Raw genomic sequence first — 26,408 nt, forward strand, 5'->3', positions numbered from 1 at the left:
ATGGATGAAGTACCTTCTGAAACCATTGATAAATATATTGAAAAACTTAATCTAAGACCAAAAAAGGTCTTGGGCTGGAAAACACCTTATGAAATCTTTTTTGAAGAGGTGTTGCACTTAACTTGACAATTCAAGATAAAAAAATAAATCATAAGTCTTGCTTACGCAGGTAGAAGATACCGATTGAGGCAAATACCAAAATTTCTACTATATAGTAGCCGAGACTGAAAAGACTGTTGCCGCTTATAAGATTTAAACCGGCTTCAGAAGAGTCAGTTGAAAGTAAGGCTAAGAAGAAGCCGATTAAGGTTGCTTGAACAATACGTGAGGCGAAACTAAGGCCAATGTAGACAAAAAGACCAGAGGTTTTTCCTCGGGTAAGAATGACAGCAAGTGCCATTGTTACCATTAAGGCGATAAGACTTAAAACATTAGAAAGAAGGGCGACGAAGAGGTCAGCAGAGTGAACAATCAAATCTAGAGACTCAAACATTTTAATGATGATTTCTTGATTAAATATGAAAAAGGTGAAAAAAGGAACCAACAAGATAAGAAACATTGCAGTTAACTGTGACAGGATTGTTGCTCCAATTTTGACGAAGTAGTATTTTACTCGAGAAACACCACTAGCAATCATCAAGCTCATCACCTTGTTCTTATAGTCAACGTTGAGCAGATGAAAAGGATAGATAAGGGCAAATATTGCAAGGGCAAGTATGGAAAAGGCAGTTGTAATACCGAGAAGTGTAATTAAGATAGGAAAGTCCTGAAACTGAATTTCACTCAGGCTTATAGCCAACCATGAGAAATTAAGTATTATACTTATAGAAATAAATACGATGAGGATAATCATATAGGTCTTATCCTGAATATTTTTATACATCTCCATTTTAAATATATTTTTAGCATTCATAAATCTTTTCCCCTATTTAATAAGTTCAACGAACTTACTTTCTTTTTTAATCTGATAAAATTCGATATCTTGAGCCACAGCCTGCTTAAAGAGATGACGGTAAACTTCCTCGGTTATTTCAAAAGTGAGCCAATTTTCAGCTTGACTTGTAAATTTTATCCCTGCTGTTTCAAGAAGAGCCGCCAGTTTACCAGGAGAATCTGTCTGTACACGATAGATATAGCTTTGATTTGTTTCTTTCAAGTCAAATTTTTCGATAAATTTTCCATTTTCGAGAACTAAAACTTCATCAGCGAGTGTCTCGATATCTTCTTGGACATGACTTGAGATAAGAATCATTCGTCCCTCTTGTTTTAAACCCAGAAGGTATTTTTTAAACCACTCGACAGTCGGCTTGTCCAACCCCCGAAATGGCTCATCAAAAATCAAAATTTTAGCATTATTCATGAGTGAAATGAGTAAGATTAATTTTTTATTCATGCCTAAAGAATAAGAGGCCACTTTTTCATTGAGACTTTCATGAATATTTAATTCTTGAGCCAGAGCAAGAGCTCTTTCTTCATCAAAATTACCACGTAACCCACCAAAATATCGCATATTGAAGAGGCCCGTATAGTTTTTATAGAGTTCCATATCATCAAGGACAATTCCAACAGAGGCAAGTAGTTTTGGGTTTTCTTTGACATTATTACCATCAATTTCAACAGAACCTGAGTAGTTGGTTATGATATTGGTTAATGTCTTGAAGAATGTTGTTTTTCCTACACCGTTTTTTCCCACGATACCATATATTTTTCCTTGTTCAAAAGTGACCGGAGCCAAATCTAAAACGCTATTGGCACGATAAGAAAATTTCAAATTTTTGACTGCTAGTGTCATTGCATTACCTTCTTTCATTTTATAAATAATTTTATCATGTACATTCAGTATTTACAAGACTTTGTGAAAAATGTCATAATTTTTTGGGATTTTGTTGATTGAGAGAATTATTACAATTATGTAAAGATATATTTCAAAAAAGGGTGTTTTTATTATAGCATGACTTCCTATGGATATACATTAATAGGAAAGATTTTTCAGTATTTTTAGAATGAAATTAGGAAGAGCTTGATATTTTTACTCTAAGAACCTTGAAAAATCATATAAATATCCAAACGTTACTTGGAAAATTAAATTAAAAATTGAGTGATATAATTTTGTTGTAGAAAAAAGTTTCGAGAAAGCCTACTATTAAGCAATCAGAAACTGAAATTTTACAAAAAAGAAAGGAGAGTTCATTATGAAGGCAATTACAGTTCGTCGTGCAACCAAAGTTGAAGCAACAGCTTGGTGGATTATTTTCTAAAAGTAGTCAAAAAATAACTGCTTCACAATATTTATCTCCTATTCAAGGATATAAGAGTAGGGGATAGTTTGTTTTTTTATTATGGAAAAACCTACATTAGGCTTTCCGTTAGTATTTAAAGTAAGGATGTCAAACAATCATGAGTGAAAAATATTTTTCTCCTCGTATCAAACCTATTTATCCCTTGTATCAACTTAATGAAGGCGAGTTTCGGATTGGAGCTCAGCTTGGAATTACAGCAGAGTTTGGAGATCCTAATGGGCAGTTATGGGCACTAGCTAATCTTCTTGATGGAAGAAGTTTTCCTAAAATTATAAAGGAAATGCAACAAAAATTTCCAGAGCTTTCCGAACGAGATATTCTTAAAGGTGTATCTATTTTGGAACAAGAAGGGTTTGTCGAGGAAAAAAATCTTCCCTTTGAAGAGAAGGTATCTGAAAGATATAAGGCTAATGTGAATTATTTTAGTCATTGATATTTTCAATAGTCTTTGCCGTTTTATGGTTAAGGATGTTATGGCAATTTCGCTTTTATACTAATTGTGATGGGAGTATTTTAGTGCAATGTTTTTTTGATAATCCGTCTTTTGCTAAAGTGCTTCCTACTGATTCTCTTAAAATCAAGCTATCAAGAATTTCTTTAAAAGTTTTGGGATATATTGTTTTAGTTGTCATCCTATACATTTGGATTTATCCTTTTATCGTCTATTTTTTTAAAAGTAAGTTTTGAAGGGAAGAGGCTATGCAGAATAACATTAAAGATTTTCAGGAAAATATATTGCAAATTGAAAATCTGACGAAGAGGTTTAAGCTTGGTAAAAAGAAAATAGTAGCTAACAATAAAGTTACAACCAGCTTTAAAGCAGGTGAATTAACTGCTATTATTGGACACAATGGTGCGGGAAAATCAACCCTATTAAATCAGATTATTGGATTAACAAAACCAAGTGAGGGAAAGATTTTCTTGAAAGGCTTTGACTTGTCTCAAGATACCTATCGAGCCAGACAAATGGTTTCTTTAATGCCACAAATTTATGCCCCGCTACCTGGAGTGACATTACGACAAGCCATCAGAGCTGTTTTTGATATCAGAGGAGGAAGGAAGAACCAGTTGGAGATGGTGGATAAGCTGATTCATAAGTTAGAAATCACTCCTTATGCAAATGTTCCATGCGAAAAGCTTTCAGGAGGGCTTCAACGTTTAACCCTGTTTGCCATGTCTATAGTTTATCCATCAGAAGTTCTACTGTTTGATGAACCTACCAATGATGTAGACCCAGTGCGAAGAAAAATTATCTGGGAATATCTGAGGGAACTGGCTAATGAAGGGCATATTGTTATCATTATTTCCCATAATCTTTTAGAGGTGGAAAACTATGCAAACCGGTATATTTTAATGGAAAAGGGGAGGATAGTACGACAAGGAACCCCACATTATTATGATGAAGAAGAAAGTTTATGCATGGTATTAACACTGTTTTTAAATAAGTATAATATTTTTGAAGATATTAATCGTGCGATGGATTTCAGATGTATTGATGCGGAATCAAAAATTGAAATAAGGTTAAAAGAAGAAATTCAGAAAATGGTCAACTTTGCGATGAAGCTTCACAAACAAGATAAAATAGTGAGTTATAGTCTAGCACCAATTTCGCTACTATCCTCTTATGAGGAGGTGTAAATGGAAAGAATGACAAAAGAAAAAGTATTCTGTTTACAATTTTTAGGTTTGATACGATGGAGCATTATTCGTCATAAAAATTTGTTTATTATTTTTTCCCTGACCCAAATTTTTCTATCTCTAGGGGTTGTGTTCGGAATCTCCTTAATGACGGAGCCAAAAAGTAAAATTGAGGCAGTTTATTTAGCTTCTGGTGCTATGACTTTGGGTGTTATTGCTGTTGGTTGTGTCTTATCAGCTCAGATAATAAATACAGCTAAAATTGAAGGGGTAATAAAATATCAAAGAACATTACCTGTTAGAAGAGGTCTTATATTGATATCAGATTTGTTCATTTGGAGTATTGCCTCGCTTCCTGGAGTATTCATGAGCCATTTTGCCTCCCAGCTCCGATTTGGATTTGGAGCAGAAATAAATTTGAAGAGTATATTAATCATCCTACTCATTCAAATCTGCATGATTAGTATCGGTTTTTGCATAGCCTATCTTTTTACACCAAACGTTGTGGGATTGGTAACCCAAATAATTATGATAAGTGGTTTACTTTTTTCACCAATTCTCTTTCCAGCAGATAGACTTCCAGCTTGGATTGGAATTGTGTATGAGAAATTACCTTTTGTTCCAGCGAGTCAACTTATTCGGAGTCAACTTTTCAATCAAGGAGTTTTCTTAATTGAAAACCTTCTTGTCATCATTATTTGGGGACTAATAGATGTAAGTTTTTCACTCTATGTTCTAGAAAAAAGAAATTAAAGGAGCAGTTAGTAAAATGGCGACTGTAAAGATTAATAAGGTTCGTAAAAGTGTTGGAAAAAAACAGCTTCTTATTTCTGCCAGTATGGAATTTGAAAAGGGGGAAATTTGTGCGCTTATTGGTCCTAATGGTGCGGGCAAAACAAGCCTTTTAAAAATTATAACGGGACTTATAAAATCTGATTATGGTGATGTAAGTATTTTTAATAATACTTATTCATCTTATACAAGAAAGGAAATTCTGAAAAAAATAGGTTTAGTTTTGCAATTTCCTCAAGAAGTATTAAAAATGTCTGTTAGGGACATTTACCAAGAACATTTTCTTTATCTCGGAGTTTTTCCTGAAATTACTGTTGAGGAGATGCTTCATGATTTGGGATTAGAAGTTAACCCTGATGAAAGACCTATAAATTTCTCCTTAGGTATGAGACAGAGGCTCCTCTTAGGACTGGCATTATCACATCATCCAGATATCATCATTTTAGATGAACCGTTTAATGGACTAGATGTAGATGGGATTGTACTTATGAAAAAAATTTTGGTTGACTATGCTTCAGAGGCTCATACTGTTCTGATTACGAGCCATTCTTTAAAAGAGCTACAGGATATAGTTCATACAGTAATATTTATGAAGGAAGGTAAGACACAGGAAAAAGTGGATATGGCTACAATCAAGAAAAATTATGATGGAGATTTATTACAGTTCTATCAAGAATCAAAAAAACAAGGGGATACTAATGAATAAAACCCTCGTAAAATTTGAAGAGTCTAAGTTAGGAAAGTCTACTCGAATTTTTTTTTTTTTTTTTTTTTCGTTTTTAACACAAATAGTGTTCTTGATTTTCTTTGCGCTTGTCGGATAATTTGATGTTTCAAGCTCTGATGAGGTATTGAAAAATTTAGTCGGTATTGGATCAATTTCAAGCACAATTACTTTATCTGTTCTTTCAATCTATGGAGCAGTATTGATGAATCATAGTATTGTTAAAAACTATATAGGAGAGGCTAGGATAAGACTTTATTCTCTTCCAAATGGACGAAGTGTATTATTTAAGGCAAAAATATATGCCTTTGTAAATAGAATGCTTTATTCACAATTTGCTGGTCTGTTATTGGCTAACTTTCTTTTCTGGATTGGAGTATCATTAGGGCTGTTTAAAGGAATTGATAGTAATGGTTTGAATTCAACTTTACTCTTGTTACTGTTGACAGCAGTAACAACATTAGTAACTTTGAGTATCGTGTTAATTTCAGTAGTTGTTGGTATACATTTTTCATCAACACAGATAACGTTAATTTCTGTTCTTCTCATGATTGTATGTCTGGGAAATGTGGTTGCTCAGTTGCTTTCATCAGCCTTAATTTTGACTTCATCTATGGTAGTTTTTCTGGCGTTCGTATCTCTAGCAGTGATTAATATATGGGCAGCTAAGATTGAAAAAGAGGAAGTTCTATAAAAATATCTGTCAGTCGCTTAGTTAGCCCTAAGTTAAAGAAGCCTCTGCCAAATATTCTTCAGCTACATAAAATTATCCAAAGAAGAGATTATAAGGTATAATTGTGCTTAATAAACAGGAGAGTATAGACAGAAGAATATAAAGAAAGATATAAGGAGACATTCATGTTAAGAATAGCTGTCTGTGATGATGATTTTGTTGTTTGTGATAAAGTAGAACAACTTATTCAAGATTATGATTCAACTGCCATTGTTGATGTATATCATACACCTCAAAGATTAATAAAGCATTTAGTAGATGAAAGTTATGACTTGTATATCTTAGACATTGAATTTCCAGAAGCATCTGGTTTACTCATTGCTAAGGAAATTCGCAGATTTGATGTAGATGTTCCGATTGTCTTTCTCACAAGTTTTGAGCAGTATGCAATGACAGTTTTTAAGTTGCATACCTTTGATTATGTTTTAAAACCCGTATCTCAAGATAAGATTTTCTCTTTGCTTAATAGAATAAAAAAGTATTTAGATATTGATAATAAACGATTTAGCTTTAAATTTAACAAGGTAGACTACAGTATTCCTTTGCGTGATATTGCTTATATTGAGAAAAATAAAAGAAGTGTATTTATTCATACAGACAGAGAAAAATATTGCGCAATCCTGTCAATTAAAGAGTTGCTTGTAATAATAGGGGAAAGCCTTGTGCGGGTTCATAATTCTTTTTGGGTGAATGCACAATATGTTCGGGAAATAAGGAATAACCATTTATTGCTTTATTTTTCCGACAAGTCCAACATTTATATTCCCATAAGCAAGTCCTATAAATTACAAGCAAGAAAATCAATTTTATTTCAATTGAATCATAAGGCATGAGTTATGATAATTACGATTGTAAATATTATTTCGTCAGCAATTAGCATATTCTTAGTCAATTATTTTTTTTCGACTCAAGAGGAAAAAACGGGAAGAAGTCGCATCAATATCCTATTATTTGTCTTTTTTATATGCCATCTCATTTTGAGCACAATGATTAAGGATCTGGCTTCTACCTTTTGGAAGTTATTACTCATTCTCTCAATATATATATTATTAGGATATAGACATAAAGTTTCTGCCTCACATACATTTTTTTGGTCGATAATTCTTTTGGGAACAGTACTTGGAGCGGAATTTGTGGGATTTCTATTCATGCTCCCATTGGCTTCAGCGGAAAAATACGCTCACCAAGAGGTGTTTGTAGTAATTAATATTATCCTTACGACTCTTATTGAAATAATTAGTGTTATTTTATTAAAAAAATTTGTTTATCGTAATGTTAATGATGGACAGAAGTTTAATCTTACAAGGTTATTGGCATTCTTATCGATACCGGTTATCTCAACATTATTAATGCACACATTATTGCTACAAACGATATATTCTCCAGAGTTCTCTTTTTTGCTTATACTTATTTTTTTTTGTTGGGCTAACGATAGTAAATTTGAGTGTTGTTTATCTTTATGTAAACTTATCAAAGCAGTATTCAAACCATGAGAAAATGAGTCTTGAAAAGGAAAGATTAGAGCAAGAAATAAAATTTTATGAACAAGTTAAACAGTCTCAACAAGAGATTCGTTCAATAAAGCACGATCTTCGAAATCAATTACTTGTTTTATTAAATAGGCTTGAAAACGGGGAAACATTTGAAACGATTAGGGCAATAAAACAAGCACTGTCTAATATGTCTTCTCGAAGTGCTTATATCTTAACTGAGCATTAAGCACTTAATTTCTTACTGAGTGAAAAGTATAAACAGGCAGAAGCATTGGGAGTGCTTTTAGAGGTGAAGAGTTTTATTCCAAAAAGTTTGAATATTGATGATGGGATTCTCGTTGCCATATTTGGTAATCTGTTAGACAATGCTATCCAAGCTTGTAGTCGCCTGAAAGATGAAAGACTTAAAACGGTCAAAATAGAGATTACTTTTTTCAAAAATAGATTGATAATTGAGATGTCCAATCCATTTGAAGTTGAAGAGGAAATAACTAGAAAATCGCGATTTACTGAAGGGATTGGTAGAAAAAATATCGCGAAGCTAGTTGAAAAAAATGGCGGTATTTATGAAAGCTGGTATGATGATTCGAAATATTTTGCATGCATTATCTTATTTAACTTGAAATATTAGTATTTCTGATGAGAAGGAAGTTTATTTTTTAGTTAGTATAGATTGATGAAAAGCAGCTTCTTTGGTTTTTTGCTATAATTAAAGGAACAATACTAGATTTGAAGCGAGAGAAAAAATGAATCCTTTATTAAGCGGAATGAATGAAAAACAAGCAGAAGCGGTAGAGACGACAGAGGGACCGCTTTTGATTATGGCGGGAGCGGGCTCTGGGAAGACACGGGTGTTGACGCACCGTATCGCTTATCTCATAGAGGAAAAAATGGTTAATCCTTGGAACATCCTGGCTATTACCTTTACCAACAAAGCAGCTCGAGAAATGAGAGAGCGTGCTCTTAAATTGACAGCTGCTGCTCAAGACACCTTGATTGCGACCTTTCACTCCATGTGTGTACGCATTCTTCGTCGTGATGCTGATCATATTGGCTATAGCCGTAATTTTACGATTATAGATCCAGGGGAACAAAAGACATTGATGAAACGTATTCTTAAAGAAGCTAATTTGGATCCGAAAGAATGGAACCCCAAAACCTTGCTTGGTACGATTTCTAATGCTAAAAATGCTCTATTAGATCCGGAAGCCTATGAAAGCCAAATTAATGCACGTAATCCTTACGAACTCCTTACAGCTAGAGTTTATAAAATTTATCAAGCAGAGCTTCGAAAAGCAGAAGCTATGGATTTTGATGATTTAATCATGCAAACTCTGCGTCTTTTTGATAATAATCCGGATGTTTTAACTTATTATCAGGGAAAATTTCAGTATATTCATGTCGATGAGTATCAGGATACCAACCATGCACAATACCAACTCGTTAAACTGATGGCACAACGGTTTAAAAATATTTGTGTTGTTGGTGATGCAGACCAATCCATCTATGGCTGGCGTGGGGCCGATATGCAAAATATCCTCGACTTTGAAAAAGATTATCCAGATGCAAAAGTCGTTCTCCTCGAGGAAAATTATCGTTCAACAAAAACAATCCTACAAGCAGCGAATAACGTCATTAAGAATAATGTTAATCGTCGTCCTAAAAAGCTGTGGACACAAAACAATACTGGCGAAAATATTCTCTACTATCGAGCAAATGATGAGCGCGAGGAAGCTATCTTTATTGCTTCAACAATCAATGATCAAGTGCAATCATGTCGTGAATATTCAGACTTTGTTATTCTGTATCGTACAAATGCGCAGTCACGTACAATTGAGGAAGCCTTGCTCAAGTCAAATATCCCATACAGTATGGTTGCAGGGACAAAATTCTACTCACGTAAGGAAATTCGTGATGTTATTGCATATCTGAATGTTATTGCCAATCCGCGGGACAACCTAAGTTTTGAGCGTATCGTAAATGAGCCTAAACGTGGTGTAGGGCCAAGTGCTTTGGAGAAGCTCCGCAATTTTGCCGATAGGCAAGGAAAATCTCTGGCTGAGTCGACACTAGATATCACCTTATCAGATATTCGGGGCAAGGCTTCTGGGGAAATCTATAATCTAGGCTTGATTTTTGACTTTCTACGAAACTATGCCGAAACTTCAACGATTACGGAGCTGGTAGAGGAAATGTTGGAGCGTACAGGTTATCTGAATTTCCTGCGTATACAGAACAATCTTGAAGCACAAGCACGCATTGAGAATATTGAAGAGTTTTTATCTGTGACTAAAAACTTTGATGAAAAGTTAGAAGTTCCTTTAGATGAGGTGACGGGGGAGCCGATTGAAGAAAGTGGTTTAGAGCGTTTGAGTCGCTTTCTCAATGAAGTAAGCCTCCTTTCAGAGGTTGATGAGTATGAGGAAGGAAGTAATGCGGTAACGATGATGACCTTGCATGCTGCAAAAGGTTTGGAATTTCCTGTGGTTTTCCTTATCGGTATGGAAGAGAATATCTTTCCTTTAGCGCGTGTCAATGATGACCCAGATGAACTAGAAGAAGAACGGCGTCTTGCTTATGTCGGTATTACACGCGCCGAGGAGTTTCTTTACCTGACCAATGCTAAACGGCGTGTTCTCTATGGTAAGACAAGCTCTAATCGCCCAAGTCGTTTTATTTTAGAGATTGATGACGAATTGCTAGACTATGGTGGTATTGCACATAAAGTAAATTCAAGCTTTAATGCCAGTTATAAAATGTCGGATGGTACAACACGTTTTGGTACAGGGATGTCGATGACCGATGCACTCTATAAACGTAAAGCAGCGGTCAATCCTGGCGCTACAAGGACAATAGAAAAGACAGATGTGATAACAGAAGACTGGAATATTGGTGATACAGCAGTGCATCGCAAATGGGGAGAAGGCATTGTTCTATCTGTGACAGGTACAGGTAAGAATATGGAGCTGAAAATCAAGTTCCCCGAAGTTGGGATGAAACGCCTTTTGGCAGCTATGGCACCTATAGAGAAGAAGGAGTAAAGATGGATAAAAAGCGCTGCAAATGGTGCCTCTCATCAGACAAGATGATTCACTACCATGATACATATTGGGGCGTTCCTGTTCATGATGACCAAGAACTATTTGCGAAACTTATCTTGGATATGAATCAGGCCGGTCTGTCTTGGTCAACTATTTTGAATAAGATGGAAACTTTTTACGAAGCCTATGACCAGTTTAATATTTGCAAAATTGCTAGTTACGATAAAGAGAAAGAAGAGGAGTTACGGCAAAATTCTGGTATCATTCGGAACAAATTAAAGATTGCTGCTGCGATTAATAATGCACAGATTGTTCTAGATATTCAAAAAGAATTTGGCTCTTTTAATGCCTACATCTGGTCTTTTACAAAAGGTAAAGTTCTTCAACATAAGATTACAGATGAAAGCCAAGTTCCTGTAACTAATGGTGTGGCAGAAGCCATGTCGAAAGACATGAAGAAGCGCGGCATGAAGTTTGTCGGTCCAACAATCATCTATGCTTATCTCCAAGCGATTGGCGTCATCAATGACCATGCAGAATACTGCTTCCGTAATAAGGAACTGCAATAAATTTTTACAAGTGTTAATTTAAAAATAAGGATAAAGAGTCTGGATAGTCCAGGCTTTTTTATTGTAAAGAGTTTTGGAAGACTTATCTGGACCTATTTTCTAAAAAAGGAGTGCTTCAAAATATATTTTTACCGCATCTAATCTGGTAAAACTTGGATATGAAATATATCGAAACAATATTGACACTTCTTGTTAATTAATATAAACTTAATGTCAGAAAGCGCTTTCGAATAAAAATTAGGAGTTTATCATGAGCAAAAAAATTGTAGGTGTTACAGCATGCGCCGCAGGAATTGCCCATACTTATATGGCACAAGCAGCATTAGAAAAGGCTGCAGAAGAACTTGGCTATGACGTCAAAGTTGAAACACAAGGCACTATTGGAACTGAAAATGCCCTCAACGATCAAGAGATTAGAGAGGCTGATGTTGTCATTATCGCAGCAGACGTTAATGTGGATAAAGCACGTTTTGTTAATAAGCGTTTGGTAGAAATTGACACCAACTCTGTCCTTAAAGATGGGCAAGCTGTCATAGAAAACGCCCTCGCTAACGCACAGCCTTTTAGCGGTAAAGGCGTCAAAGTTGGCGGAAAAATGGAAATTGGAACCTCTGGGAATAAGGCTGTACGTTATTTGATGTCTGGTTTGACCGATATGATTCCAGTGACCATTGCAGCCGGGCTACTTTTAGCAATCGCAAATGCCTTTGCCTTCCAACCTGATCCCAATAATGCCAACCTCGTTGTTTGGGGCTTTAGCGAAGACATGATGGGGCAATTCCTCTCGAAAATGTTTGACTTAGGTAAAGTCGGTTTCACATTGATGATTCCAATCTTTGCAGCGGGAGTTGCACGCGCGATTGGGGACAAACCAGCTGTTGCTCCAGCTTTCATTGCAGCCTATATCATCAATGATCCGACTTTCTTAGGAACAGAAACAGGGGCAGGATTCCTTGGAGCTATTTTAGTTGGGTTTGGTGTCGGTTACTTTGTCAAACTGCTCAAAAAAATCAAATATCCCGATATTATTAAACCCATTGTGCCTATTTTGATTATCCCGATGGTTGCAACTTTTGTTTCCTTTGTCGTGATTCATTTCTTAATTGGGGATCCGATAGCAAATGGTATGGCTGTTTTATACGATGTTATCAATGATGTCACTGTGCGTTATGAAGCAGCACCGATTATTTACGGCGCGATTCTTGGCGGAATGATGGGTGTTGACATGGGAGGACCGATTAACAAAACAGCAATGCTTGTTTCTTCAGCAATTTTTGTTGATACGATGGCACAGTTTGGTCCTGAAGCAGTCAATGCTATCCCACAAGCAGCAACAGGAGCTGCTATTGCTGTAGCACCACTTGGCGCAGGTATTGCAACACTCCTCTTCAAAAAATACTTTACGACAGAAGAGCGTGCACTTGGTTCATCAGCCTTGGTTATGGGCATGGTCGGCGTAACGGAAGGTGCGATTCCCTTTGCAGCATCAAATCCTAAGTTCATTATTGCCAATACCTTATCTTCTGCACTTGCAGGTGCTACCGTTGCGGGTATGGGTATAAAATTCTTTGGAGGTGTTGGCTCACCTTTGGGTGCCTTCTTAGGTTATACAACAGGTCCTAACTTTGCGTGGCTCTACTGGATTATTTTAATTCTTCTCGCAAGTTTTGTTAATGCTTTGATCTATCGATTCATCGTAAGAAATAGAAATGTTGAAGTGGCTGAAGATATTCAACAAGGATAAAAAGAGAAAGTAAAAATGGAAAATACAGTATTTAACAAAGAAAATGTCTTTTTTACAGAGGATAGCTTTGTCAATAATGAAGCATTGTTTCGCTATATTGCTCAAAAAGCCATTGCGCTTGATTATGTTCACTCAGAAGAGGCGTGCTTTCAAGGCTTAATGGAGCGTGAAAGTCAATCGACAACGGCTTTTCAAGATGGATTTGCTATACCGCATTGTAAAAGTGATACGGTCAAAGCGCCTCAGTTAATGTTCATAAAGACTAAAGCGATTGCTTGGGAAAGTTTAGACGGATCGGATATTGAAAACTCATTTGCCTTACTCATTCCAAGTACGGGAGCCAAAGAGCACTTGCGCTATCTGGCGCAAATTGCACGTGCCTTGATTGATGATAATTTCCGAGAAGCATTAAAAAATAGCAGCACAACAGACGAAGCTTATACGATTATTTCAGAAAAATTAGGAGTTTAAACATGAAAAAGAAAGTACATATTGTTAATCATACGCATTGGGACAGAGAGTGGTATTTCACGACCATGGATGCTTTTCTTTTGAGTGATAATCTCTTCAATAATGTAATCGATGAACTTTTGCAAAATCCCGAAGCGAAGTTCTGTTTAGACGGACAATCTTCAATTTTGGATGATTATATGCGTCTTAATCCGCAGCAACTAGAGAATGTGAAAAAACTTGTCGCTAATAAGCAGCTTGCTATTGGTCCTTGGTATACCCAAACAGATGCTTTCTTTGTTGATGAGGAAAGTCTAATCCGTAATATGATTATTGGTATGCGTGACAGTCGTAAGTACGGCGAGGAAATGAAAATTGGTTACCTGCCAGATACTTTCGGACATAATGCACAGTGGCCGACAGTCTTGCAACATTGCGGCTTAGACAATATTGTTTTCTGGCGTGGTCTCAATCTGGAAAAACATACGCAGAGTCCTTACTTCACCTGGAAAGGTTTGGGAGAGAAAGAAATTACAGCCATGAACTTGGTAGATGGCTATGGTGCAGTAGCCTTCTTGAAAGATGAACCTGAATATATCGAAGAACGTTTACTTCCTGCTGTAAAACGGACAGAAAAATGGACGGACGTCAATGATTTGTTACTGACTGCAGGCGGCGATCAGTTAGATATTATCCGTAGTTTACCACAAACTCTTAAGGCAATTTCTGAAAAAACAGACTATGATTTTATCGAAAGTTCATATGAAGAATTTTTAGATGTCATAAAAAAAGAAGAAAATCTTCCAGAATATAAAGGGGAGTTCCGTGAACCTTGTACAACTCGTGCACATAAATCTATCGGTTCTGTTCGCTACGATATTAAGCGTACAAATTTCATTATTGAACAAAAACTCTTGAAACGTGTAGAACCATTGCTTGCTATAGGTAAAGCACATGGGATTACACTCAGTACAGAAACATTAGTTATCGCTTGGAAAAAAATACTTGAAGGACATGCCCATGATTCAATGGGCGGCTGTGTATCGGATGATGTAGCAGTTGATATTCTTCATCGTATGAAAGAAGCAGAAGAACTTGCTGATGGTATGGAGAACTATATTGTCAAACGCTTGAGTGAAAAATTAGGCCTTTCTGATAAGGAAATCTTGGTTTTCAATACGACATCCAAAGACTTTAAAGGCTATAAGCAGATTGATTTCTTAGCAGCAAGCAAAAACATCAAGTTATCCGGTATTGAAGAGATGATTATTGTGGATGAAGAGTATTTTGCAGGTAAAGACAATCTTCTTTTAGAAACGCCAGAAGGTAATAAATACATCAACGAAGATCCCTACTATCGTTTGTATGCTCTCGCGCATGTAGAAATTCCGAGTATGGGCTACAAAATCTTCACAATAGAAGACAGCCAAGAAGAAGCAGAAGTATTTGTTGCAACAAATGATGTGGCAATTAAAAATGAATACTATACAATCAATAATGAAGCTGGAAAACTTTCGCTCCTTACTACAGACGGGATTCATTTAGAAAACTTTTTAGAGTTTGAGGACATGGGAAACGACGGCGATACTTATGATTTCTCACCGCTCAAAGATGATGAACCGATTATTCTACGTCTTACAGATAGTCAGGTACAAAAAACATCACTGGCTGAGAAGATGATACTAAGTGGTCAGTTCCAGCTTCCCAAAACTTTAGAAAATCGTCTGGAAACAAAAGAGCTGGGAAGTCTGACAATGACTCTGACCTTGACTTTGAAGAAAAACAGTGAATTGATAGAAGGTATTTTAGTCATTGACAATCAAATCCTTAGCCACCGTTTGCGTCTAAAGCTTAATACTGGCGTGGAGAACACACGTTCAATTGCTTCTTTACCTTTTGGTTTCATTTCCCGTGAGTCCTTGACCGAAGATATTCCAAACTGGTTTAAGTCCTATGTCGAGTATCCAATTGATTTAGAACCATTTGATAAGAGTGTTTCTGTTGCGAATGAACATTATCATGTGAGTGCTTTTGGAAAAGGCTTGAAAGAGTACCAATTCCAAAAAGGAAGTTTATATTTAACACTGCTTGCTACGACTTCACAGTTAGGTAAACCAAATCTCGCATATCGTCCGGGGCGAGCGTCAGGAGATACGACTAAAAAAGGGCATGTCATGATGCCGACGCCGATGGCTGAATTATTAGGTGAGCAACGCTTTGAGTTTGCTCTAGTTGTGAACGCTCAAGCCTTTGATGAGTTTGCGACTTCTCAACACTGGGCAGAATATATATCGCCTAATATTGCTTATCAAAATCAGGTGCTGAATAAATTTATTCATCGTTTGGACAATAAAATCCAAGCCGATGACGAGCGCATAGCGCGTGTTGATGCATTTTCATTACTTAAAATCGATGGTTCTGCTTTTGATACAACTTTCATGCCGTCGTTATATGACACAGAGGCAGAAGTTTTACGCTTGGCTAATCCAACAAGCCAACCTTTGGCGATTGGGGACTTTGACTTCTCGCATTATGCCAAATATGAATTTGTTAACGCGCAGGAAGCTATTGTAGCAGCACAGTCTGAGATTGCTCCATATGATATGGTAAGTATTAAACTATGGCGCAATTGATGTTTCGCATTCAGCTCTACTTGTATTCAGTATTGACAGCTATGTGGATCTTTCAATATGAGCCACTGATGGCAGCCAAAAATGTATCGTCTGCCACTAGTCTGCAAGTTTTGACATTTGTGCAACTTATTGTTATTGGCTCAATACTGTTATATAGTGGCATCTTAGAAAGAAGTAAACACAGGAACTCGGTTATTCGTGGGACTCTAATTCTCAGAATAATAATTTCCGCTCTTCTTTTTATTGTTGAGTTTCCTACAGTTTTTATTGTTGGCTTTCTGATCTATCAAGTAGGTGCCGTAGGTTGTGATATTTTTTATGAGAGTTTACTTTTAGAAGAAGCCAGTAAAAAACGTCTTGATTTCGGCAAATATCGTATGTTTGGTTCACTCGGCTATGCTACAAGCGGATTTTTAGTGAGTGGCTTTCTGTTCCTAGAGTTTGAAGTTCCTATTTTATTGATTTTATCCGTGGTGATTAATTTTATCTTACTGTTTCTCAATCTGAAAACACCTTTTTCAAGTCGAAGTAGCGTTGAGCAAGGCTATGATAAAAAGAAGATGAAGTTGCCACTGTCAGCACTTGTATTTATTTTTTGCTGTGCTGTAGTCACGACACTACCAGGATCTTTTGGCTATCTCTTTAATGGCTACTTGCGAGAACAATTTTCTTTACCCTTGCAGCATGTGACCCTATATGTGAGTGTTGCTGTTTTTATCGGTTCTTGCATCTCTGAGGTATCAGCTTTTTATGTAGTGGATCGTTTAATTAGAAAAATCGGAGCGAAGCAAGTCTTATTCATTGGTTTCTTGGCTTCCATTATTCGCTGGGCTCTAGCTATCGTAAGTCCTAATGCAGTATCTTTTGTAGCAACTTATCTTTTTCATGGGATTAATTTTGCTTTCTTATATATCGGTTTTCTGACCTTGCTGAGAGCCAAGTTAGGTAATGAAATTGTAGGGACTTTAACGATGCGCTTTACTTTTATAGCTAATCTTATCGGTGTAGGGCTGGCACAACTTTATGCCTTATCTCTTGAAACTATAGGTGTACGCGGTATTTTAGTCAGCTACTTGCTGATTAGTTTGTTTGCTTTTGGCTTTGTGGTAATCTTTTATAAAAGACTCGCTTCAAATAATGTATGAGGAAAAAGATGGTTTATTTGGTTTTTGATATAGGTGGGACAGCTTTAAAATATGGTTTGCTTTCAAAAGATGGCACTATTATAGAAAAATATTCAGAAGTTATTCCAGAGAGTTATGAGTCATTGTTGGCACGAATGGACCAGTTATGCAAAACGTATCAAAATTTGTCAGGAGTAGCCATAAGTTCACCTGGTATTTTTGACTATGAATCAGGACTTTTAACAACATCCTCAGCTCTTGAATACTTGATTGGGAAGCCTTTTTTAAGGGACTTATCTTTAAGAATTCAGTTGCCAATGAGTATTGAAAATGATGGCAAGTGTGCCTTGCTTGGAGAATACTGGAGAGGGAGTGCACAGGAAGCAAGTATCGCTGCTATGTTTGTCATTGGTACAGCAGTTGGTGGAGCAATATTAATCAATGGAGACATCCATCGAGGAGCACATAAGAATGGTGGAGAGCTGGGGTATATGTTAGTTCAGAACAGGCCTGAAGAGCAGCATTATGCTTCCTTGGGAGGGAAAATTGGTTTTCATGGTTTGCTGCAATATCTCAATCAAAAGGGCTATTCTATCAGAAATGGACTTGAGTTATTTGAAAGGGCACAAGAAAACCAAACGGTAGAAAAACTCTATAAAGAACAACTGAGTTATTTAGTTGTCACTGCTTTGAATTTACAATATTCGCTTGATCCAGAAATTATTGTTGTGGGCGGCGCTGTAAGTCAAAATCCTTATTTTAAACGAATGCTAGATGAAACCATCGAACAAGTTATGGCTAGACGTGCCAATTATATGTTTCCTCGTTTAGTGATTGGAAAGTTTGGTAACGATGCTAATCTTTTAGGGGCTTTATATCATTTTTTGAAGGGAGGTTCTCTTGAAACTTGACCCGCGGGAACGCGCTATCCTTGAGTATATTCATGCTCATCAGACAGTAACCATTTCGGAAATTGCGAAGCATTTGAAAGTATCAAATAAGACTGTTTCAAACACCCTTAAGGCGATCGATTTTTCACTTAAAGGAAGTGATGTGGTACTTATTAGAAAACCAAATGTTGGCGTTTCTTTAAAAGGTTCGGATGAAGCATTTGTGAGGTTACTGGAGGCGGAGCTTGTTAGTGACTTTGTACCAGAGACACAGCAGGATCGTTTGGCTTTTATAGTATTTTCTCTATTGAAGAAAAAGGAAGCTATAAGCAAACAAACTTTTATCCAGCAACTTTTTATCAGTAAGTCAACTCTGGAAAAAGATTTAACGAAAGTTAAACAAATTCTGGAAGAACTGGGGGCGACTTTAACAGTTATTTCTAAAAAAGGTATTTTAATTGAACTTGCAGAAGCAGAACGCCAAAGTATCTTTGTGGCTTGTTTAGATTACTTTTATCATGAAAACTGGAAAATTATCCAAGATGAGGACCGCTTCCTACAAATTTTACAAAATGTTCCTAAAATATTTTTGAGCAAAAATGAAGTAGAAGATTTTAAGCGAATTGCGGACTTATTGACTGATTTCTTAACATCAGAAAAAATAGTTATACGTGATGAGAGCTATCAGTTTTTGCTTCTCTATCTTTTAGCCAGTTCGGAAAAATTAATGACTTTTGATTCTTTTGAGGTGAAAGCTGAAGAAGCTGTACGTAAGTTTTGGAAGAAATTTACTAAGCTTGCAGTGCTTGATTTCTCAGAAGGTGCTGCTACTGCCTTTTCTGCCTTTCTAACTTTGCATAAACAGAAGTCTGAAAAGCATAATGACGAAGAACGAAAAATAAAGAGAATATTAGATAGAATTACAAGAAACTCCAATGAACAGTTATTAGATGTAGTGGTCAATCATATTCGAGAAGCTATTGCCCGTGCACGAAAGGGACGCTCTGTACGCAACCCTAACTTACAAGATATTAAGAAAAATTATGCACTTGCTTTTGAAGACAGTCTCAGCATTGCAAAGGCGCTCCGAGAAAATTTTGAGATACTCTTAACAGAGGATGAGGTTGCCTATATTGCTTTGCATATACAAGTTTTAAAAGAGCATGAAAGCAGTCAAACACCCGTTTTAGCTGTACTCATTAGTGCAAGTGGACAAGGCGTTTTTCAATTTTTGATGGCTCGATTGAGAAAGATTTTTCCTAATATTTTGATTTCGAGAATTCTTACTGTTCAGGAGATAAGTCAAACAGAGATTACGGAAGACTTAGTCTTAACGACTTTGGACTTTAACTTGCCTGGACATCCGGTAATTAAGCTTTCACCGATTTTATCTGCTGAAGACATTGAAAATATTTCTAGCTTCCAAGCTAATTTTTTCCAGAAAAAAGCTCAGATATTCTCAGAAGAGTTTTCAGAGCTTATTTCAGAAGACTTTATTTTCTTAGATGAGAAAATAAACACCATTGGGCAAGCCATCTTGTTCATGGGTCAAAAACTAATCGAAAGAGGTTATGCTGAAGAAGGGTTTATTGAATCATGTTTGGAACGTGAGAAGTTATCCTTTACGTCTTTAGAATCTTTCGCTACACCGCATCCTCTAGATGTTTCGGAGGTGAAAAAACCGATTATTGCTTTTATGCGCGTCAAAGAAGAGCTAACATGGGGAAAAGAAAAAGTGAGGTATGTCTTTCTGATGTGTATTAAAGATCGCTCAATCAAAGAGTTAGAACAAATTTACGGTACCTTACTTAAAATTATAGATTCCTCAGAACACAGCATCCTGCTGAAAGGGAGCGAAAAAGAAATTCTTGAATTTCTCACCGATACGCAGTCTTAGTGACTAATATTATTAAGTTGAGGTGGAATTTTTCCGAAAGTTATAATGTGAAAAGCAACGGATTTTGGTTCTGTATAATCTATGGTGGTAGATGAAAATCTATTGCCATTTTTTGTACAAGAAAAATCATAGGAATTCGATAAAATAGAGTTTCGACACACTTATTTTATAAGGAAAACCTATGACTCATTCAGATTCTATCACATTATTGCTTGACCTCAAAGCCTCAGAGCTTGAATTCCCAACCGAAGATTTCCTTACTTTGGGTTACTCAACTTGTATAGGTATTCATCAAGCACAGATTTTTCATGCAAATTATCGCCCACACAAGACCATCTGTCCGCAGTGTGGAGTCATCTCAGAAGAACGTAAAGTCCATTGCTTACAACACTTCTGACGTGCTACTCACACCCTCAGGACATCGCCCACGTGTCTTGAGATTGACCAAGCCAAAGTTAACTTGTACAGATTGTCAAAGCCTCTTCACCCCTCATCCCTACTTTGTAGAAGCTGGTGCCAAAATTGCCTCAACCGTTCGAGCGGCTGTATTTCTTGATTTCAAGGTCAAAATGGCAATGAAAGATGTGGCAAGACGCTACTTTATCTCGCCTGCCACTTGTTGGAAAATCGTGGATCAAACACCTTTAAAACAACCTTTTAGGCAGCTACCAGAAGTGCTCTGTTTTGACGAATTCAAAGCCACTCAAAATGACGATAATGGGCTTGCCTTTGTCTACGCGGATGGTTTAACACATGACATCTTAGATATTCTAGAATCTCGCAAACAAGCCGACTTAATCAGCTATTTCCTAAAATTCCCACGTCCTGCGCGCTTGAAAGTCAAGGATATCGTCATGGACATGAATGCCTCTTACCCTGGTCTACTCCAGCTTTTTCCTAATGCCCAGCTCATCATTGATGGTTTCCACCTTATCCAGCAATTATAGAGAGCTTTCAATCAACTGCGGATCAAGGAAATGAAGGAATTGAAGAAACTCAAAGGAGACAATGGCAAGGTTTATCGCAAACTCAAGAAATACTGGCGTCAGCTCCTCAAGTGGAACGGCAAGGTCAATTATCAGAACCGTAAGCAATTCCCGCTTTTCAGAGGCGAATGGCGGACAGATGGCGAAGGTGATTGACTATCTTTTGAGCTACTCTCAGAAACTCCAAGAAGCCTACATGGTCTATCAGAACGCTTTTGATGCCTTTGCCAATAAGCAAGCAGAGGGCTTTTTGAGGCTATTGAAACTCTGCCTGAAAGCTTACCAGAGGACTTTAAGAAGAGTTGTCGTTACTTGCTTAAACACAAGCAGGCTATTTCACGAGGCATTATCTCGCCTTACTCCAACGGACCTCTAGAAGGTTCAATAATCTTTGTAAACTCATCAAGCGCATTGCCTTTGGATTTGTTAGATTTGACCACCTCAGAAAACGGATTTTACTCCAACAAATTCTCACAAAGCGTAGCTAAAAAAGCCATCAAAAACTGATGACTTTCTCCTGTTTTTAAACTCATTTTATCGCTTTACCACCGCAGAGTAGACAGAACTCGGATTTTATGCCGTTGCTTTTTAACTCATTTTAGATGATTTACAGATCAATCTTTTCAATATGTCAAACAAAATAAATTAAATTAAAATGAAATAAAGTAAAGTAAAGTGTATGAGGCGGGGATTAATAGTTAAATTCATTAAAGTATTTGGAAACTTTTTTTGCTTCCTCCTTTGTATTATAGTCAAGTTTTGGCTGTAATAAAACAATTTGCAATACTCGCCTCACATACTCATCCATTATAATCGCTGTATGCTCAATTTCGTCAGAAGAATAAGTAACTTTGTTACCATGAGTTTGTTTGCTTCTTATTCTAAAAGCCATTTTAATAGTATCTAGAAGCTCTTGGTTTTTTCTTGCTTCTTTTCAAAAGTTTGAAGCTTAGTCGAATATGCAAATATATTTGAAATATTATTTTCATCCCCTTTATTTAGCTTTAACAAATTTGTAGTTATATTTTTTAGGGCTTTCTCTATTTTAGTACTCTTCATTCCTTCAAGAGCATATACACATTGTAAAACTTGCATATAAAAATCAATTTTTACAGGTAGGTGCCCACTTCTTCGGGCAAACTGCAAATTTAATAATGCTCTAATAAAACTCGATTCCTTACTTCTATCTAATTTATCATTTTCTATAGTAGATGCTCTTTCAGAATGATGTATGACAGGGGGAGCGTCAGATAGAGGTTTAGTCATTATTGGATACAACAAAAAATAGTTTTTTTCGACCTGCTTTATTTCCTCCTCTGTTAAAGCAATTGCTTTTCGCTCCCCATTTGCTAGAGTATACGGCATTTCTATACGTATATGACTTTGATAACCACTTTTAGTAATAAAATAAGTATTATTTTCTTGTACACATGAATCTTTGACAAGCCAAATTGCTGTAGATAAAATAATAATGTTTTTATATTGCCTAGAAAAAAATAAATGGTATATATCGTCAACCTTTTGTTTTGCAGCAGTATTGTTATTTTTAAAGATATCTAATCCAATTTCGTAAAGTGATTTCTCTATCTCATGAGGGAGCTTAAATGTAAAACAAATACTTGTTTTTTCTTTGAATTCATTTAGTCTCAATAAACCATAATTTTGTTTAAAGGCTTTTTCCAATTTTTTATTTTTTTTTAAACAATGATTGATTGGATAAGACTTCAACTTTTTCAAAAGGTAATGTCTTCTCTACATGACTGTCTAAAAATAAAAGATTTCTATGTATATTGAGATAACTAATTTCCATAGTGATATAATTCATGCTATTCTCTCCTAAATCAGAATATTGTTATTTTATTATTCTCATTGTATCATAGTGTGTAAAGTGGAAATTCCAGAAAAATAAAAAAGTTCATTTCATCCTTAATTTTACTGATAAAAACGTCTAAATTCCTGCGCCAAATCAGTAAATGCCGAGGTCAAAATCTCATCCTTATCCTGAGTTGCAGTACCTTCTGCCCGCACCAACTGAAAGTCGTCAAAACCCATCATTTCTTGGAAGATTGTTTGCATATAGTGTGGTGCAATATCGACAGATTTATAAATATTGTCTGCTGTATAGACCGAGCCGCTGGCAAAAAGCATGAGCACCTTATAGTTGTCTTTCATCAAGCCTTCTGAAACTTTTCCTTGCTCATCTGGCGCAGCAAGATAACGGAAAGTTTCACGGGCAATCATCAGGTTATCAATATAGTCCTTCATACGTGAGGTGATGTTGAAGTTATGTAAAGGCGTGGATACAATGATTCGTTGGTGAGCCTTAAACTGTTCTAATAAAAAGTTACTGCGTTCAGCAATTTTACTTTCAGAGGGGCTTAGTTCCTTACCGGCTGCTTGTTTATCCCAAACATCCCAGAGTGAGTCGGACTCAATGCGTGGAATGTCTTCCTCATAAAGGTTCACAATGGTTAGGTCATTTTCTGGAAAATGTGTGTGGTAAAGTTCCAGAAATTTATCCTGCAGCTGAACAGAAAAATGTTCATGATTTGCAAAGTCTGGATGTGCGTTGATTACTAAAGTTTTCATAAATAAAATCTTCTTTCTTTTGATATACTTAGTATACAACGAAATAGTGTCAAAATGAGTCACTATTAAAAACGGAGAAAATAAAATGGATAAATCAGTACGTCTGAACCAAGAACTCATCTATCTCAGCGACAAACATGAGTTTCAACTCAAAGACCTCATGCAAGAATTTAATATTTCACGGCGGACAGCTTTACGGGATGTTGAAGCTTTGGGGCAAATGGGTCTGGCCTATTACTCCGAAACGGGAAAACATGGCGGCTATAAAATCATCAATCAAAAATTATTACCCCCTGTTTACTTTAATAGTGACGAGATTCATTCGATTTTCTTTGCTTTATCTGCACTGCGGCAACTGTCCAGCACCCCTTTTGAAAAATCTTATGAACAAATCCAACAAAAGTTATCTGCACTTTTGCCTCAAGCCCAGCAAAAAGAAGTGGATAAACTTCTGAAAGTCGTGCATTATTATAGTGTGCCACCGATTAATCCACCGAAAGCTTTGGCTTTGATTTTGCAGTCGATTTTGGAAAGTAAGGTTGTTTCGCTGACTTATACCCAGTATGAAAGGACAGAACTTCATTTACAATTTAATGAAATTTTTTATCGGGATGGGATTTGGTTTTCCAGTGCTTATGATATATTTGCGGAGCAGTGGGGCACTTACCGTTGTGATTATATGGTTGATGTTGTCCTTGAAGAACGTTTTAAGCAGACTTATACGCTGGCAGAACTTGATGACTTTCAAAAAACATATGAAAGTGAGTTTCACAATATCCCCTTTCGTTGTCGCTTGACGCAGTTTGGTAAGGAGTCTTTCTTAAAACACCGTTATCCTAACATGGAGTTGGAGGAAGTCGACGGTATTTTTTATATGACAGGCGGTTATCACGAGACAGAGTTAAACTATATGGTGCATTATTTAACCTCTTTTGGTAAACACTTGGTGGTCGAAGAACCACCACAACTGAAAAAAGCTTACTTGAATCACTTAAAAGAGATGCTTTTACTGCTAGAGTAAGTTTTTTATGTTTCTCATAGCTATTGGGAATCAGATTGTAAATCTTTTTGCTCTCGCCTATCTTTGTGCTAAAATAAATTTATAACGAACAGGAAGGAGTGCAAACCATGACAGCATCAATGAAAATCTGGAATAAACTCTAAAATTGCATATTTTTAGGGTCTGTAATCAGAATTTCAAGGGTGTGGTCTGCACTTTTTAGAAATTATTAAGAAAGCGGGCAACCGCTTTTTTCTGTGTCTTCATACGGCCCTTCAGAACATATTTGGAGGAAAAAGATGCCTTTAGCACTAGAGATGAAAAATGTTAGATTGAGTTTTAAAGACCAAGATATTTTAGAGATGGAACACTTGACGGTTTATGAGGGAGAAAAGATAGGAATAATCGGTGCCAATGGGCAAGGAAAATCAACTTTGCTACAGCTTATTGCGGGTCAGATAAAACCTGATTATGGGAGGGTTGAGCGGTACATTGATATTGAATATCTGAGACAAGTTGGCGGAGAAGCTAGGGGTGCCCTTGACTATGAGTGGTTATCACGGATGCAGGTGCCAGCTCAGGCTTATGAAAACTTGTCTGGTGGGCAGCAGCGTAAGTTTATGCTCAGTCAAGTTTTAGCACACTATCCTCAAGGTTTATTATTAGATGAACCAACCACGCATTTGGATAAAGAAAGTATTGAAGAGTTGGTTAAGGAAATCCAGTATTACTACGGCACTGTACTTATCGTGTCCCATGATCGTTCTTTTTTTAACGCCACAGTACAGAAGATATGGGAAGTCGCCGAGGGACAAGTGACGGTCTATAGCGGCAACTATCAGAGCTATGTCCAAGAAAAAGAGAAGGCTGCCCTAGAGGTTGTGCGCTATAATGAGAAGCTGGCAAAGGAAAAAGTACTTTTAGAGCGTGCCATTGCCACGAAAGAAGCTAAAATAGCCAAGCAGGCAGACAATGTCGCTAAAAATTTGAAACGTGCGATAAAGCCTGACCGCTATTCGGCAACCAAGTCCAAAGACAGTGTACAAAAGGCAGCCCAGCGACAAGTGAAAGCCATGAACACAAGGTTAGACAAGCTTGGCGACTTTGAAAAGCGAGAAGAAGAGCGAGAACTCAGATTTCCTCTCCCTCAGAGTCTCGTCTTGCACAACAAATTTCCCATCATGGCAGACAGGTTGACAGTAAAAGCAGGCGAAGCAATCCTGCTGGACAAGGTTGATTTCCAGTTTCCTCTAGGAAAAGTGATTGCTCTTTCAGGGCCAAATGGTTCGGGAAAATCCAGTCTGTTGCGAAAAATTATGGCGGGAGATGAACACCTGACTTTATCGCCAAAGTTGAAAATAGCCAGTTATGGGCAGCTGGATTATGAGCTTCAATCAGAGTTGCCTTTATTGCAATATCTGACTGGGCAGAGTGATTACGATGAGCCTTTCATTCGTAGCCTTCTCGTACAGTTAGGCTTTAATCACAGTCAGATGCGAACAGCGGTCCATAAATTATCCGGTGGGCAGGCGACAAAAGCTGTTTTGGCACACACCTTTATCCAACCCGCAAATCTCTTAATCCTAGACGAACCGACGAACTTTATTGATTTAGAAACAATAGAAGCCTTGGAAAAGTTTATCAAAAGCTATCCGGGAACAATCATTTTGACTTCACATGACAAAGCTTTTGTGGAAAAAGTGGCAGATGTTCACTATGAGATTTCAGAAAAGAAATTACGCCAAGTTGACTGAGAGGGAACTTACAAAATCCAAATCAGTAGCTGTAAGCCCTTTCTTGTGATA

Annotated in this window: 28 protein-coding genes and 1 pseudogene; 22 read left to right on the forward strand and 7 right to left on the reverse strand. The window is 36.8% G+C overall.

What is annotated here, in order from left to right; translation table 11 throughout:
- Positions 1–126, forward strand: a pseudogene (locus ACGHCK_RS09055) (IS30 family transposase); the annotation flags it as partial.
- A 22-nt stretch (positions 127–148) separates the two neighbouring features.
- Here the strand turns inward: ACGHCK_RS09055 and ACGHCK_RS09060 are convergent.
- Positions 149–913, reverse strand: a complete 765-nt coding sequence (locus ACGHCK_RS09060; protein WP_251421694.1) for an ABC transporter permease — start codon at positions 911–913, stop codon at positions 149–151.
- 12 nt (positions 914–925) lie between these two features.
- Positions 926–1,792 (reverse strand): ABC transporter ATP-binding protein, encoded by an 867-nt coding sequence (locus ACGHCK_RS09065; protein WP_271328175.1) that lies wholly within the window; start codon positions 1,790–1,792, stop codon positions 926–928.
- 605 nt (positions 1,793–2,397) lie between these two features.
- On the opposite strand from ACGHCK_RS09065, the gene ACGHCK_RS09070 reads away from it, so the two are divergent.
- Positions 2,398–2,733 (forward strand): hypothetical protein, encoded by a 336-nt coding sequence (locus tag ACGHCK_RS09070; RefSeq protein WP_251421699.1) that lies wholly within the window; start codon positions 2,398–2,400, stop codon positions 2,731–2,733.
- 55 nt (positions 2,734–2,788) lie between these two features.
- On the opposite strand, the gene ACGHCK_RS09075 is transcribed toward ACGHCK_RS09070, so the two are convergent.
- Positions 2,789–2,932 (reverse strand): hypothetical protein, encoded by a 144-nt coding sequence (locus ACGHCK_RS09075; protein WP_202230407.1) that lies wholly within the window; start codon positions 2,930–2,932, stop codon positions 2,789–2,791.
- A 67-nt stretch (positions 2,933–2,999) separates the two neighbouring features.
- On the opposite strand from ACGHCK_RS09075, the gene ACGHCK_RS09080 reads away from it, so the two are divergent.
- From ACGHCK_RS09080 to ACGHCK_RS09165, 18 genes are all read left to right on the forward strand, one after another.
- Positions 3,000–3,938, forward strand: coding sequence for an ABC transporter ATP-binding protein (locus ACGHCK_RS09080; RefSeq protein ID WP_251421702.1), 939 nt, complete (start codon positions 3,000–3,002; stop codon positions 3,936–3,938).
- Positions 3,939–4,691 carry an ABC transporter permease gene (locus tag ACGHCK_RS09085; protein WP_271328174.1) on the forward strand — a complete coding sequence of 251 codons (753 nt, stop codon included), beginning with the start codon at positions 3,939–3,941 and terminating at the stop codon, positions 4,689–4,691.
- Between the two features lie 16 nt (positions 4,692–4,707).
- Entirely contained in the window at positions 4,708–5,436 is a 729-nt protein-coding gene (locus tag ACGHCK_RS09090) for an ABC transporter ATP-binding protein (RefSeq protein ID WP_251421705.1), read from the forward strand.
- A 145-nt stretch (positions 5,437–5,581) separates the two neighbouring features.
- Entirely contained in the window at positions 5,582–6,148 is a 567-nt protein-coding gene (locus ACGHCK_RS09095; protein WP_271328173.1) for a hypothetical protein, read from the forward strand.
- 164 nt (positions 6,149–6,312) lie between these two features.
- Positions 6,313–7,020, forward strand: a complete 708-nt coding sequence (locus tag ACGHCK_RS09100) for a LytR/AlgR family response regulator transcription factor (RefSeq protein WP_251421712.1) — start codon at positions 6,313–6,315, stop codon at positions 7,018–7,020.
- 664 nt (positions 7,021–7,684) lie between these two features.
- Positions 7,685–7,906, forward strand: coding sequence for a hypothetical protein (locus ACGHCK_RS09105; RefSeq protein ID WP_394304532.1), 222 nt, complete (start codon positions 7,685–7,687; stop codon positions 7,904–7,906).
- 63 nt (positions 7,907–7,969) lie between these two features.
- Positions 7,970–8,311 (forward strand): GHKL domain-containing protein, encoded by a 342-nt coding sequence (locus ACGHCK_RS09110; protein WP_394304533.1) that lies wholly within the window; start codon positions 7,970–7,972, stop codon positions 8,309–8,311.
- 115 nt (positions 8,312–8,426) lie between these two features.
- A complete protein-coding gene (gene pcrA, locus ACGHCK_RS09115; protein ID WP_251421718.1) occupies positions 8,427–10,721 on the forward strand; it encodes a DNA helicase PcrA in 2,295 nt (764 codons plus the stop codon).
- Between the two features lie 2 nt (positions 10,722–10,723).
- Positions 10,724–11,290: a DNA-3-methyladenine glycosylase I gene (locus tag ACGHCK_RS09120; protein WP_251421721.1), complete on the forward strand. Its 567-nt coding sequence runs from the start codon at positions 10,724–10,726 to the stop codon at positions 11,288–11,290.
- 250 nt (positions 11,291–11,540) lie between these two features.
- Positions 11,541–13,034, forward strand: a complete 1,494-nt coding sequence (locus ACGHCK_RS09125) for a PTS fructose transporter subunit IIC (protein WP_202230397.1) — start codon at positions 11,541–11,543, stop codon at positions 13,032–13,034.
- A 15-nt stretch (positions 13,035–13,049) separates the two neighbouring features.
- Positions 13,050–13,505 (forward strand): PTS sugar transporter subunit IIA, encoded by a 456-nt coding sequence (locus ACGHCK_RS09130; RefSeq protein WP_202230396.1) that lies wholly within the window; start codon positions 13,050–13,052, stop codon positions 13,503–13,505.
- Between the two features lie 2 nt (positions 13,506–13,507).
- Positions 13,508–16,117: a glycoside hydrolase family 38 N-terminal domain-containing protein gene (locus tag ACGHCK_RS09135; protein WP_251421723.1), complete on the forward strand. Its 2,610-nt coding sequence runs from the start codon at positions 13,508–13,510 to the stop codon at positions 16,115–16,117.
- A gap of 68 nt (positions 16,118–16,185) precedes the next feature.
- Positions 16,186–17,262 carry an MFS transporter gene (locus tag ACGHCK_RS09140; RefSeq protein WP_271328172.1) on the forward strand — a complete coding sequence of 359 codons (1,077 nt, stop codon included), beginning with the start codon at positions 16,186–16,188 and terminating at the stop codon, positions 17,260–17,262.
- An 8-nt stretch (positions 17,263–17,270) separates the two neighbouring features.
- On the forward strand, positions 17,271–18,152 hold the full coding sequence (locus ACGHCK_RS09145; protein WP_251421729.1) for an ROK family protein: 882 nt from the start codon (positions 17,271–17,273) through the stop codon (positions 18,150–18,152).
- Positions 18,142–20,028, forward strand: coding sequence for a BglG family transcription antiterminator (locus ACGHCK_RS09150; protein WP_251421732.1), 1,887 nt, complete (start codon positions 18,142–18,144; stop codon positions 20,026–20,028). Before ACGHCK_RS09145 ends, ACGHCK_RS09150 begins: the two co-directional genes overlap by 11 nt.
- Positions 20,029–20,209: 181 nt before the next feature.
- On the forward strand, positions 20,210–20,425 hold the full coding sequence (locus ACGHCK_RS09155; RefSeq protein ID WP_251421735.1) for a hypothetical protein: 216 nt from the start codon (positions 20,210–20,212) through the stop codon (positions 20,423–20,425).
- A gap of 1 nt (position 20,426) precedes the next feature.
- Complete coding sequence (locus ACGHCK_RS09160; protein ID WP_251421737.1) at positions 20,427–20,975, forward strand: transposase; 549 nt, start codon at positions 20,427–20,429, stop codon at positions 20,973–20,975.
- A 30-nt stretch (positions 20,976–21,005) separates the two neighbouring features.
- A complete protein-coding gene (locus ACGHCK_RS09165; protein ID WP_251421741.1) occupies positions 21,006–21,170 on the forward strand; it encodes a hypothetical protein in 165 nt (54 codons plus the stop codon).
- A 535-nt stretch (positions 21,171–21,705) separates the two neighbouring features.
- Here the strand turns inward: ACGHCK_RS09165 and ACGHCK_RS09170 are convergent.
- From ACGHCK_RS09170 to ACGHCK_RS09185, 4 genes are all read right to left on the reverse strand, one after another.
- Entirely contained in the window at positions 21,706–21,906 is a 201-nt protein-coding gene (locus ACGHCK_RS09170) for a hypothetical protein (RefSeq protein WP_251421744.1), read from the reverse strand.
- A gap of 11 nt (positions 21,907–21,917) precedes the next feature.
- A complete protein-coding gene (locus ACGHCK_RS09175) occupies positions 21,918–22,697 on the reverse strand; it encodes a hypothetical protein (RefSeq protein ID WP_394304534.1) in 780 nt (259 codons plus the stop codon).
- A 4-nt stretch (positions 22,698–22,701) separates the two neighbouring features.
- The gene (locus ACGHCK_RS09180) at positions 22,702–22,839 is read right to left on the reverse strand and encodes a hypothetical protein (protein ID WP_394304535.1); all 138 of its coding nucleotides are present in this window, start codon (positions 22,837–22,839) and stop codon (positions 22,702–22,704) included.
- A gap of 107 nt (positions 22,840–22,946) precedes the next feature.
- A complete protein-coding gene (locus ACGHCK_RS09185; RefSeq protein WP_271328169.1) occupies positions 22,947–23,603 on the reverse strand; it encodes an FMN-dependent NADH-azoreductase in 657 nt (218 codons plus the stop codon).
- A gap of 85 nt (positions 23,604–23,688) precedes the next feature.
- On the opposite strand from ACGHCK_RS09185, the gene ACGHCK_RS09190 reads away from it, so the two are divergent.
- Together ACGHCK_RS09190 and abc-f are read left to right on the forward strand one after the other, a co-directional pair.
- Complete coding sequence (locus ACGHCK_RS09190; RefSeq protein ID WP_251421752.1) at positions 23,689–24,624, forward strand: helix-turn-helix transcriptional regulator; 936 nt, start codon at positions 23,689–23,691, stop codon at positions 24,622–24,624.
- 278 nt (positions 24,625–24,902) lie between these two features.
- Positions 24,903–26,357 (forward strand): ribosomal protection-like ABC-F family protein, encoded by a 1,455-nt coding sequence (gene abc-f / locus ACGHCK_RS09195; RefSeq protein WP_251421756.1) that lies wholly within the window; start codon positions 24,903–24,905, stop codon positions 26,355–26,357.
- The last annotated feature ends 51 nt before the right edge of the window (positions 26,358–26,408 follow it).

Source organism: Lactococcus muris (genome assembly GCF_042849115.1).
GTDB lineage: Bacteria > Bacillota > Bacilli > Lactobacillales > Streptococcaceae > Lactococcus > Lactococcus muris.